This window comes from Pedobacter sp. AK017, from assembly GCF_014200825.1.
Lineage (GTDB): Bacteria > Bacteroidota > Bacteroidia > Sphingobacteriales > Sphingobacteriaceae > Pedobacter > Pedobacter heparinus.
In genome coordinates, this window is the sequence record NZ_JACHCW010000002.1 from 401,452 (window position 1) to 413,842 (window position 12,391).

The window sequence follows — 12,391 nt, forward strand, 5'->3', positions numbered from 1 at the left end:
TTAACCAAACTGAAAGTAAATGTATACATTTTATACACAAAAATGGAGTGTGCCCTATGGCTACCTCTATAAAATATTGCTGATTATGCGCCTAACCACCGTTATACTGATAGCATCCCTAATGCAGGTGAGCGCAAGCTCAATTGCACAGAAAATTACCTTGTCTGAAAAAAATGCCTCCCTTGAAATTATTTTACAGAAAATAAGGGTACAAACCGGATACGATTTCCTGTTTGATGTGCAAGCCATCAGACAAGCAAAACCAATTGATATCCATGTTAAAAATGCAAGCCTTGAAGCAACTTTAAATACTTGTTTTGAAGGGCAGAACTTTTCTTACACCATAAATGATAAATCTGTTGTTGTTAGGCAAAAAGACCCCACCTTTCTGGAACGCCTGGCTGATCGCTGGGCTGGTATTGATGTTCGGGGCAGGATTGTGGATGAGCAGGGTGCGCCGCTAGTTGGGGCGAGTGTGAAGGTGAAGGGTACAGATAAGATGACCAGGACGAATGAGAATGGGAGTTTTACTTTGATTGGGGTGGATGAGAAGGTGGTGTTGGAGATTTCCTTTATAGGATACAGGACGATAGAACTTAAAGTAGCAAAAGAACTTGGGGTCATATCTTTGCGCCTATTAACTAGTGATCTTTCCGAAGTAAATGTTACTTATAGTACTGGTTATCAAAATATCCCAAAAGAACGTGCTACAGGTTCTTTTGTTCAACTTAATAACGATCAAATCAATAGAGTCGTATCGACGGATATAATCGACAGAATTAATGGCATAGCATCAGGATTTCAATTGCTGCCGAGTCTTCGGGATTATTCTGAGGCGAATCCTATTAATATTCAAGTTAGAGGTTTAAGTACAATACAGGCGAACAGCTTGCCATTGATTATACTAGATAATTTTCCTTACGAAGGTGATATAAAATCAATCAATCCGAGCGATATCGCGAATATAACAATCTTAAAAGACGCAGCTGCCGCATCAATTTGGGGTGCAAGGTCTGGCAATGGGGTCATAGTTTTAACAAGTAAAAAAGGCAGAAATTCCCAACCTCCTCAAGTGAATATATTCAGCAATATTACTTTAAAAGACATACCCGATCTTTACTATTTACCTAGAATATCATCGTCAGATTATATTGATCTGGAACTTGATTTATACGAAAGAGGCTATTATGCAACTGCAATTGGGGATTTAAACAGACCCGCTCTTTCACCAGTTGTAGAAACCCTCGTAAGTCGTTCTGCTGGCCAGATAACCAGTACTGAAGCTAATAATAGAATCAATGGGTATCGCAGTATTGATTCCCGCGACGAGATAACTGATTTATTTTATAACCGCCCTTTGATACAGCAATATTCAGCTAACATCAATGGAGGTTCAGGTAACCAGAAATATTTCTTCTCTTTAGGTTTCGATGATAACATGGGGAGTAATAAGGGTAATAACTATAAAAGAATGAGCATTAATGCAAATCATACTTATTCGCTGATAAAGGACAAGCTAAACATTACCACACGTATTGGGTTTGTGAATTCTAAATCTGTAAACAATGCTATACAGTCTCAGTTTACGGACTATCCATATTTACAGTTTACGGACGCAAACGGAAATGCAATGAGAATAGACAGACTTAGAAGAGGCTACATCGATACTGCAGGAAATGGCAAATTGCTTGATTGGACATACAAACCCTTAGACGAATTGAATTATGCCGATAATACTCGTGATGCCTTGAATAGTCGCTTAGGGATGGATATAGATTTTAATGTGACCAAGTCAGTCAATTTCTCGGTCAAATATTTGTATGATCGCTTAGCTACTGAATCAAGAAATTATTATTCCCAGCAGACTTACTTTGCCAGGGACTATATAAACCAATACAGCAGCATAAATTATACTACGGGAGTTGTAACCAGAGCGATTCCATTAGGTGGAATGCTGGATTATTCGAATTCTGGCTATGATTCCCATAACATTAGAACCCAAATGGGTTATGACAATATTTGGTCAAAAAAACATCAGTTGAGTGGTATAATAGGTGCCGAATTAAGAGACTTGAACGCAAAAGGATTACGTAATAACGTATATGGTTACGACAAGGATTACGGTTCATCTATACCTGTTGATTTTGTGAATGGCTACAAAAACTATATCACTAAAGCAAATTCAGTTATACCTAATAACCAAAGCTTTACAGAATCAAATGATCGATTTGTTTCTCTTTTTGCAAATGCATCATATAGTTACGCTGGGAAATATACTCTTTCTGCAAGCGCACGAAAGGATGGGTCCAACCAATTTGGTGTTTCGACTAACAACAAATATTCGCCGCTATGGTCTATTGGTTCTAGTTGGGAAATAAGTAGAGAAAGTTTTTACAAATTATCAAGGATTGAATACCTGAAGCTAAGGGCAACCTATGGTTATCAAGGCAACGTGGACAAGTCTGTTGCAGCCCTTCTTACTACAAGGTTATCAGTAAACAACACATGGGGCAATCCCACATCGATGATCAATAATGTTCCAAATGAATTTTTGAGATGGGAAAAAACTGGAATGTTTAATGTTGGTCTTGATTTTTCCGTTTTAAACCGTACTGTTTCTGGAAGCATAGAGTTTTATGATAAAAGAGGTACAGATTTAATAGGGCTCGAATCCTTGGCGCCATCAGTGGGTCAGGTAAGTTATAAAGGTAACACGGCTAATATGAAAGGAAATGGTGTAGATGTGCAGTTGAATTCAATTAATTTCAATAAAAGTCTAAAATGGCATACATCCTTGCTCTTTAGCTACAACAATGATAAAATCACGTCTTATAAATCTAAACAGACTTCAATAAGAAACTATATAACTATATCAGGTAGTACCAATCCAATTGAAGGGAATCCGGTGAATTCTTTATATTCTTATGACTTTGCTGGACTCGATCCTGCAAACGGCAACCCACTTGGTTACATCAAAGGGGTAAAGAGCAGCGACTATGTGAGCATGTTAAACTCTACTAATTTTGATGATCTAAAATATCAAGGCAGGCTAATAGCACCTTATTTCGGAAGCATATTAAATAGTTTTAAGGGGGGTGATTTCGACTTTTCATTTAATATCATCTATAAGTTTGGGCATGTTTTTAGACGGCCTAGCTTAAATTATAACAACTTAGTAAGTGGTATTGATTTTGGAAATGGTGACTATGAAAATAGATGGAAATCTCCAGGCGACGAGATGCTTACAAATGTACCCTCGTTCGTATACCCATTGAATGCAAATAGGGATCTATTTTACAACAATTCCAGCATTCTAACGGAAAAAGCGGATCATATAAGATTGCAAGATATCAAAATTGGATATTCTTTGATAAACCATCAAAAGAAGATCAAAGGAATTAAGGATGTCAACATATCAATTATTGCATCTAATATCGGCATTCTTTGGAAAGCAACAAAATACGATATCGATCCAGAATATATACCAACCTTAAGAAACCCTTTCGGACCGATTCGAACTTATAGTGCAAGTATTAAGGTGCAATTTTAAAATTTTAATCAACTCAGTATGAAAAATTTTATATTATTATTTTTAGCTGTCTTTTCAGTGACACTTATTTCGTGTGAGAAATTTCTAGATAAGAAATCTGATATTTCGCTTAATACACCATCGACTTTAGAGGACTATCAAAAACTAATGGATTATGGTTCTATTACTACCGCATCCACTGCAGCAGCCTTGGGGACGCTTGGTGCCGACGAATATTATTTTGTCCCATCGATAAGTAGTTCTGTGAACTATTTATACCGCAACAGTAGTATTTGGGCAGAGGACATATTTGAGGGTAATACTAATGCTGATTGGAAAACATATTCAGTAATCTATATTTCCAACGTTGTTTTAGATGGTCTAAAGAACTTCAAGCCTGCATCAAGTGCAGAAGAGGAACAAAAGAAAAAAATTATGGGCCACGCATTATTTGTAAGAGCATATACACATTACTATCTTGAAGAAATTTTTGGTAAGCCTTATATACCCAATACCGCAAATCTAGACCTGGGAGTCCCCCTGAGGTTAACGGCAAATTTGGAAGAAAAATCAAAAAGGTCGACAGTTGGAGTAGTTTATACTCAGATACTTGACGACCTTAATGAGGCATTGGTTTTATTGCCAGATTATAATTCCCCTATTAACCGACCTTCCAAAACAACGGTCAATGCCATGTTGTCGCGTGTCTATCTTACGATGCAGAATTATCCTAGGTCAAAAGAATATTCTGATGCAACTTTGAAGGTTGCTAATACTATTTATGACTACAACAAATTGGTTGCTACAGCAACTCGTCCTTTTGCAGCAGTTTCGCCGAAGCAGGATTTTGTTGAAATTTTATATCCTGCCTATCAATCAACTTATGGAACGATTTCAGGAACTACAATTAGCATTAATACGGATTTATATAATTCATATTCTGATAACGACTTGAGGAAATCGGTGTTTTTTGCTAAAAATGCGACATTAGGCACATATTATTTTAAAGGTCAATATTCAGGTAATGTGTCATTTATCAATGGCCCTTTCATAGACGAAATATTATTAAATAGAGCGGAATGCAGTGTTAGATCGGGAGACTTGATCTCAGCTTTGAAAGATATGGATGACTTGTTGATAAAAAGGTACAAGACGGGTACTTATGTCCCATTTGTTACGACAGATAAGGATCTGGCGCTAAAGTATGTCTTAGATGAAAGAAAAAAGGAGTTGGTTTTTAGAGGAACCAGATGGACAGATTTAAGAAGACTTAATCAAGACCCAAAAACCTCTATTGTACAAAGGAGGAGTTCGGCAACTCAGCTTTACGAATTACTGCCAAATGACAAGAGATACACATACCCAATCCCGCTAGATGAGATACAATTGAGTGTGATTGAGCAGAACGACCGATAATAATGTATGATTTAATAATTAAAACCAATATGAAAATATATATTTTTCTTGTAGTTCTATTTGCTTTCTCTTCTCAACGTGCATTTTCACAAACAAAGACATCAAACTCCTTTGCCTCAATAAGAATGAAAATTGATAGTGCAAGTGTTAAGGATACAATGATTTTGTTTTATTATGATAACATAGTTGCGTCTCGACCAACGCCGAAAATGAAAATTCAATCAATTTTGAATACTGCTGGTGTTTATAGTTTTAAGTTGTCCAATATTGCTTCCCACGGATACTTATCTATTTATAAAAAAGGCAATGAAAATAGTAAGGGTTTACCAAGACTTATGATCGATACATATCTAATTAAACAAGGAGATGACGTTATGATTACTGCCAATAAAAGAAACAAGGGCTATCGCAGAGAAATCAATATGGGATATTTAAGTTCTTATCGATCGCTATTGTATGATAATAGACCAATATATAACCTTTCATTTACGGGCAATGGCAGTTTGAAGTATAATCTAAAATTTAGAATTGACACAACTATACTTCAAAAGAGTAATTTTATCGGAGAAGTTGATGCAAAAGGAGTGTTCATTAATAACGAATTCTATGATCAGTCGAGAGCAATAAGCCAGCAAATTTTATCTGAGCATCACTCTAACCTTAAAGACGATGTATATTATCAGTTGTTAGCAGATTATTTAGGAATCTTGGAATTTGAACGTCTAAATAATTGGGCTAATTTATCCGCATTAAGAGGGACTGACCCTCCTTTAAGGTTGAGGGCGTCTTTCTCAAGTTATAATGACAAACTAAAGGCAAATCAAACTAATATTCCTGGTGAATATTTAACAAGATCAGCTTACTATGCAAAATCAATTGCAATGTATTACTATCATTTTTCAAGCATGTCAGAAAGATTTAATATAAAGGATTTATCAATTGGTTCTACAAAAGAAGCACTCGAACAAATCAAGGTCAAATACAACGGAAAATTAAGAGACAAAATTCTAACATTTTTTTTAAGTCGATCAAATAGGCTGCTTGGCGATCAGAAATTGATGGCAAGTGCTAAAAGTGTAATGAAAGATCCTGATTGTCTGAAAGAACTAAAATCATTAGGCATTGGGAATGAGAAGGGTAGTTTAGCATATAACTTCAAACTAGTTAACGAGGATGACAAAATAGTTCAACTTTCAGATTTCAAGAATAAGGTTGTTTTCATTGACTTTTGGTATACAGGTTGCGGAAATTGTGTTATATATTATCAAAATGTTCTCAAAGAAATTGAGCACAAATATAAGGATCGGAAAGATATTGTTTTTATAACTGTTAATATAGATAAAAAGAAAGAACAATGGATCAAATCAATTGATGAAGGGTTATATACTACAAGTGAGGCAATTAATCTAAACACAGGTGGCGTAGGGATTAATCATGACATAATAAGTTATTATAGAGTTAATGCGTATCCAAGACCAATGCTGATCGGCAGAGATGGAAGGGTGTTCAATAATTCACCAAGTGACCTAAAAAATGGTGTGATTGGGCTATCGAAAATTCTTGATGAAGCCCTTGCCAAATGATATAGCCAAATTAAAAACAATAACCTTTTATAAAAAATTAGAGAATGGAATTAAATATTATAAAATCTATCACGAAATCGTTTAGCAGAATCGTAAATTTATTGTTGATAATGCCGCTTTTCGGCGTTCCTCTAAATCTAAAAGCTCAAAGTTCAGTTGAATTCATGGAAATGTCAAAAATGATGCTATCGTCAAGGTTTACCTTATAACCGGTAAAATTATAGACTCAGTTGATGTTGCTAACGGGCAATTTGATATAAAAAGAACAATTCAGCAGCCAGTTATCGCGACCATCATGATTAGGACCGACACGGGCCTGAACCCTGAAAAGCACCCCCTTTACCTTCATAGTGGAATTCTAAAAATTACTTTAGACGAACACACGAGAATTGATATTGGAAGCAATAGCTTGTCTATGCAATATCAGTTGCTTTGGGAAAAATTGAAGCCTGCCAACGATCTTGTAGCTAAATATAAAAAGGATCTCCTGACAGCTCGTCAAAGCCAAAGTAGTGATACATTAACAATCCTTACCAATATTTCAGAAGCAAGGAAAAAGAGTTTTAATATTCCAACTGAGTTTATTAAAAATCATCCATCCTCTGATGTTAGCTTAGAAGCATTGAAAATGATGGCCAAAGGCAACCCGCAGATTAGCTCGGCGTCTGAACGTTATAATGAACTGTTCCTCCTTTTCAATTCATTGGATCGAGAAGTTAGGGAAACTTCTGGAGGTACAATGTACCTTGAATTTTTGAAAAAATTTAAAAATGAACTTTAGGTATGAACAACTTTTTGAATAGTTTTCCCATAGTCACGAGGTAGCTTTTGACATTCTGAAATAATTTTTTACAGGCAGAATGTAAAATAGAACCACCTAATAGCGACCGATAGGTCATGATTATACAACTAACATCAGTATGCATTGAATTATGAAACGAAAACCAAAATCAACAATATCTAAAACTCCCAAAGATTTTATATATGGCCGGGGTGATGGAACTTTTACTACTGAGGATTTAATAAAGATGGGATTAACCGGGGATGAGGCCAACCGGCTGATGGAGCAGTTTTACAGGGATGGTGTGGTTAAGCTTATCCCTTCGTAAGCGGCAGCAATTGATCGCATTAGAACATTGAAAAAATGGAACAGGAGACCTATTACCAAAAACTATATGAAGAAGCAAAACTTGAGCTACACTTGCTAAAAGCCGAATTGGAACTTAAGAAAAATGAAATAATGGTGCTGAACCAGGTTAGAGAAACTCAGGCAAAGCATCTTCTAGTGATGGAACAACAGATTAAAGCTTTTGAAGGTAAAAAATAAAAAAAATGATGATGAAAGTATTAAAAGAAAATACGGACATATTACCCGCGAAAGTACTTGATGCTTTCTTTGCTGTTGCCGGTATGCATATAAAAACAAAAGAGAAAGTTTATCTTGAACTGCATGAAACGGGCCAGGTAATAGCTACCTGTCCATTAAGCTTTGATGAAAAGAGGGGCATCAGCATAGACTTGCTTGCAGATTACGACAATATAGAACAATTGATAAAAGTACATGGCATTAAGCGCACAGAAGACCTGAACAGGATTACGCAGTCTGACTTATGGTTAAGGTATTTGGGAGGAAATGGCTATGTGGCTGCAGATATTAATGAACTGGATGCTGAACTGTGCTTCAGGATTGTGAAAAGTGTGACGATGGTGTATAGCGCAGATATGAATTTTTACCAGGAAATAATCCATGTAATGAGTATGAAGCATCAGTTTGAGAGGTACATTGACGAGAATATGCACCGCTTTGCGGTGGCGGTACTGATGCGGCCAATGTTACTGCCCGAAAAACTGTATGTGCCTTGATCATAAATTGCAGATAATCATGTACGACACCAGCATTGGCAAAAAACTAAGGGTTTTACGCAAAAACCGACACTGGCTGCAGAGGGATGTGGCAGAACGGCTGAATATTTCTGTACCGGCCTATAGTAAAATAGAATGCGCGCAGACTGAAGTTACAATAAGCAGGTTAAAGCAGCTTGCGGTTATACTGGAAGTAAAGGTTTGCTGGCTGATGGATGGCGAGGAAGATGCGGTGTTGCACCAGGAGAATGAGGTGTTGAAGGAGCAATTAAGGGCTAGCCATACCGAGATTATGGTGTTGCAAAAGAAATTGCTGGCTTGTGTTGAAAAAATGGTAAAATGAGTGATTTTAATGTTATTAAAAAAGAAAACAAATATGCTTGAGAAAACCAAAATGATACCTTTTGACCAGGAGCCGGCATTGAATACAGAAACCTTAATGGCCAATTTAGGGATGACCAGACAAGAGGCTAATGCTTTGCTTTGGAAAATGTTTGATGATGGTGTTGTAGACCTGATACCTGAATTGAATGAAGAGAAATTAAGCTAACAATTATTTTAGGGGGGAAAGCGGAGGCAATGCCTCCGCTTTTTGCATTACTGCGCTATAAAATTTTGCTAAAAAACGCAACATGAATGACAAGAATTTAAAAAACTGAACTAACAAACATACGAAAAACTGAAAAAATAAGCTTATGAAATAACGCTACACTCACCTCCTGCACCTGAATCCGGATGCAATTTTATTTCCCCTAAAACCCGCTTACAAGCGGAATAAAAAAACAGCCCGGAGCTGAGGGGGATTGCTATGTCTTTATTTTATTATAACTATCTGATTATCAGAAAAATAAATAAAAATAATGCCCCTTAACGCAAAGCTAAAACTTAAAATACCTTTTACCTTCGCTACCAAATTATTTAACATTTATTTAACACGGAACAAGCCCTTTGGGGCTAAAGCCGAAAATTAACTATGAAAGGCAATAAGGTATGGTAACAAGAAAGAAAAAGAACAAGATTAGGGACCCCGAACGAAAGAAAAGGGAGGCCCTGGAAGCTACGGGCACAATTGTGCGTGAAGATGGCTTTGTAGCCGTTACGGCTACACGGGTAGCCAGAATGATAGGTATGGACCCGGGGATGATAAACAAGCGCTTTGGCAGTTTGAATGGGCTGAAGGCCAGTTATATTGGACTAAGGGATTACCGGAGGGCTATTTTTGAAAAGTTTATGCTGCCCGGAACGGCCAGTGCCGAGGAGCTAAAACTGATGTTTATTGAAATGATGCAATGCAGCTTAGACCAGTTTATTGCCGACCTGGAGATGCAGGGAATTGTTTTTGAGCAGGTAAGGGTATGGAACCAGTTGATGTACAGCCTGTCGGTACAGCTGGAAAAGGATATGGAACCCTTGTTGGCCCTGAGCGATCCTTATTTTGAGGGCACAGGGATTGATTTCAGGTCGTTGATCTATTCGATGCATGGCGGGTTCTATTACGCGGTATGGCATACCCGGCACAACAGATGCCCGTTTGCCGGCCGTGACCTTAGCCTTACGCGGGATTACCAGAAATTCAGGGATATGATGGCCCATCAGATTGAGTTTTGCTGGAAGGAAGCAGCGCTGGCAAGGAGCAAACTCAGATGGTCTAAAATGACCGGTATACTTTTTATTCCGGGCAGTTTTTTGACAGAGAAGGTACGGCATGTGTTGAACTGGCTTACGGATTAGTGGGACAGTATGCTTAAGAATAGCTAACAATAAAAAAGAGAGAATTATAGGGTGCTTTATGCACTGTGCTGATCATAGTGGTTAAAAAGGAAAGCTATGGGGCAAACAAACGATTAACGTAATCTTTAAATGTTAAACAACAAAATTGTTTTCGCAAGGTTTATGGCCTTGCTGAAAAGCATAGACCCGGATGTACCGCTGCCTGCGGAGCTGGAAGACTATCTGTGGAAAAACATGATAGTAGAGGCACTTTGTAACAAAGCCTGCCGGATTGAAGAAGAAAACAAAATACCCAAAAAAGCTTATTATGTAGTGCGTGGCTTTGTGCTGGTATATGGCTACAACCATGAACAGGACAGGTACCTATTTCGTATTTATCGTGCAAACAGCATTGTGGCAATGGACTGCTTTATGCGGCAGCAAACATCGCCTTATTGCATCTGGCTTTGTAAGGATACCCTGCTGTGGAGCATCAGCAGTACCTGCATGGATGCTGTTTACAAGAATTGGGATGGCATGAAAGCATTTGCCTTTAAAACCTCATCTAAACACAATGCCGCCAAGGAGCAGTCGCGTGCTTCATTATTAGGGATAGAAGATATAGAAACGCGGATCCTTGAATTTTACAAAAGGTATAAAGGCTTGCTGCCACCAAAGAAAAGCCCGATAAGGGATACCTGTATTGCCTGTTTTTTGGATACAACTAAAAGTATTTTGAAAAGAAACCGGCGTAATTTAAAAAATAAAGGCTTGTTAAAATACTAGGGTTTTGGGTTCATGCTGAACCCATGCCTATGGTTTACCCGCCTTACCTTTACATTATTAAATATTAACGCTTTTATGAACAAAACTTTACAAATAACAATTTACCTGGATGGCATAAACGTAGGTAACCTGGTGCTAAAAACTACAGGACAGTACTATAAAATAACAGGTTTGACAGGGGTGCTGCCCTTGGCCGGAGACCTGCAGCAGTTTATGCGTGCTGTTGATGCCGGTGCCAGACCTGCTAGCCTTTTTACGCTGTGCAACCTGGATGGAAAAGGCTTTGAAATAGCTTATGGTTTTGCAGATGAGCTGGTGTTCCTGAAGCTATGGCTTAAAACTGCTGATGCAGGAATGGCAATGGTGTTTGACTGGGCTGGTGGGTTTGAAGACTTTAAAAATGGTTTTAAAATAATGTGAACATGATAAAATTGAATAAAAGATTTTGGTGTATGCTGCTGCTGAATGCGATCAGGTATCTGTTTATCCTGCTGTTTTTATATGCAGCATTTAGCAAGCTGCATGACTTTCAAAAGTTTAAGGTACAGCTGGCACAATCGCCTATACTTTCGGATTTTACCTTAATGGTTGCCTGGTGTGTGCCTGCGGTTGAGATTTTGATTGCGATAGGTTTGGCTTTTAGAAAGACTTTGTTGCCCGCCTTATGGGCCAGTTATGGGTTGATGTTCATGTTTAGCCTGTACATTATTGTGATTGCGAGGTTCGTTGACAGACCGGTATGCCATTGCGGGGGCATTTTTGAAGGGATGAGCTGGGATGTGCACCTGCTGTTTAACATGGGCTTTGTGGTGTTAAGCTGGATAGGACTGGGCTGTGTTGAGGATGAAGCGGTTTAAAAATATTCAATGCGCGTTGAACAGGTGGAAGCTGAAAAGCCTGATTTAAAAAGAGTAGGCATTAATCTTATCATTTAAACAAAATGAAAAAACCATTTTTAATGCTCGTTGCAGTAGCCTGTGTTGCTGTGAGCACTGTGTTTGCCACGGCAAAACCAACAACAAGTGTTTTACTGGGATCGCCTTACAATGACCAGGGTGAATGTACTACCCCGGGCAATGTAATTGGCACTTGTGATGTAAACTACACAGGCAATGCCTGCCAGCTGCTGGCAGGTGGTGATGCCTACCTGCAGGATACAGAGACTGGGCTTTGTACCATTCCCTTGTACAGACAAAACTAGTTTTTGATAGCTGTACATGCCCGCTGAACCTAATGGTTTGGCGGGCTGTTTATCCCAAATCTTGTAATCCATTAGCCTATGAAAAAATTTATCTACTTGCTGATCATTGTTGCTGTACTTTCATCTTTACCTATCCTCTATTTGACCATCCGCTATGCGCTTAAACAGCGCGCAGCTACTTATAACTTTAAAAGGAACCTGCTTGGGCTGGTTAAAGGCCATAAGGCCATCGATATAAAATACAATTCGTATTACCTGGCCGGTGAGGCTGGAAGTTCGGTTTACCTGGCCAGCGGAACGGCC

14 protein-coding genes and 1 pseudogene are annotated in these 12,391 nt (G+C 38.1%); all 15 read left to right on the forward strand.

The genetic code is table 11. The annotated features are described in order from the left end of the window. Window positions 1-19 precede the first annotated feature (19 nt). On the forward strand, window positions 20-3,550 hold the full coding sequence (locus HDC92_RS04905) for a SusC/RagA family TonB-linked outer membrane protein (protein WP_183872689.1): 3,531 nt from the start codon (window positions 20-22) through the stop codon (window positions 3,548-3,550). Between the two features lie 18 nt (window positions 3,551-3,568). Next, on the forward strand, window positions 3,569-4,945 hold the full coding sequence (locus HDC92_RS04910; RefSeq protein ID WP_183872691.1) for a RagB/SusD family nutrient uptake outer membrane protein: 1,377 nt from the start codon (window positions 3,569-3,571) through the stop codon (window positions 4,943-4,945). 29 nt (window positions 4,946-4,974) lie between these two features. After that, window positions 4,975-6,528, forward strand: a complete 1,554-nt coding sequence (locus HDC92_RS04915) for a TlpA family protein disulfide reductase (RefSeq protein ID WP_183872693.1) — start codon at window positions 4,975-4,977, stop codon at window positions 6,526-6,528. Window positions 6,529-6,688: 160 nt separating this feature from the next. After that, window positions 6,689-7,309 carry a DUF4369 domain-containing protein gene (locus tag HDC92_RS04920; protein ID WP_183872732.1) on the forward strand — a complete coding sequence of 207 codons (621 nt, stop codon included), beginning with the start codon at window positions 6,689-6,691 and terminating at the stop codon, window positions 7,307-7,309. Between the two features lie 151 nt (window positions 7,310-7,460). Then, window positions 7,461-7,637: a hypothetical protein gene (locus HDC92_RS04925; RefSeq protein ID WP_183872695.1), complete on the forward strand. Its 177-nt coding sequence runs from the start codon at window positions 7,461-7,463 to the stop codon at window positions 7,635-7,637. 35 nt (window positions 7,638-7,672) lie between these two features. After that, a complete protein-coding gene (locus HDC92_RS04930) occupies window positions 7,673-7,855 on the forward strand; it encodes a hypothetical protein (RefSeq protein ID WP_183872697.1) in 183 nt (60 codons plus the stop codon). A gap of 5 nt (window positions 7,856-7,860) precedes the next feature. After that, window positions 7,861-8,391: a hypothetical protein gene (locus HDC92_RS04935; RefSeq protein ID WP_183872699.1), complete on the forward strand. Its 531-nt coding sequence runs from the start codon at window positions 7,861-7,863 to the stop codon at window positions 8,389-8,391. Window positions 8,392-8,410: 19 nt separating this feature from the next. Next, window positions 8,411-8,734, forward strand: a complete 324-nt coding sequence (locus tag HDC92_RS04940) for a helix-turn-helix domain-containing protein (RefSeq protein ID WP_183872701.1) — start codon at window positions 8,411-8,413, stop codon at window positions 8,732-8,734. A gap of 33 nt (window positions 8,735-8,767) precedes the next feature. Next, window positions 8,768-8,941, forward strand: coding sequence for a hypothetical protein (locus HDC92_RS04945; protein ID WP_183872703.1), 174 nt, complete (start codon window positions 8,768-8,770; stop codon window positions 8,939-8,941). Window positions 8,942-9,381: 440 nt separating this feature from the next. After that, window positions 9,382-10,122, forward strand: coding sequence for a TetR/AcrR family transcriptional regulator (locus HDC92_RS04950; RefSeq protein ID WP_183872705.1), 741 nt, complete (start codon window positions 9,382-9,384; stop codon window positions 10,120-10,122). Window positions 10,123-10,251: 129 nt separating this feature from the next. Then, window positions 10,252-10,887, forward strand: coding sequence for a Crp/Fnr family transcriptional regulator (locus HDC92_RS04955; RefSeq protein ID WP_183872707.1), 636 nt, complete (start codon window positions 10,252-10,254; stop codon window positions 10,885-10,887). 75 nt (window positions 10,888-10,962) lie between these two features. After that, window positions 10,963-11,307, forward strand: coding sequence for a hypothetical protein (locus tag HDC92_RS04960; protein WP_183872709.1), 345 nt, complete (start codon window positions 10,963-10,965; stop codon window positions 11,305-11,307). 2 nt (window positions 11,308-11,309) lie between these two features. Further along, window positions 11,310-11,744 (forward strand): MauE/DoxX family redox-associated membrane protein, encoded by a 435-nt coding sequence (locus HDC92_RS04965; RefSeq protein ID WP_183872711.1) that lies wholly within the window; start codon window positions 11,310-11,312, stop codon window positions 11,742-11,744. An 83-nt stretch (window positions 11,745-11,827) separates the two neighbouring features. After that, window positions 11,828-12,088, forward strand: coding sequence for a hypothetical protein (locus tag HDC92_RS04970; RefSeq protein ID WP_015807649.1), 261 nt, complete (start codon window positions 11,828-11,830; stop codon window positions 12,086-12,088). A 78-nt stretch (window positions 12,089-12,166) separates the two neighbouring features. After that, window positions 12,167-12,391, forward strand: a pseudogene (locus tag HDC92_RS04975) (hypothetical protein); the annotation flags it as partial.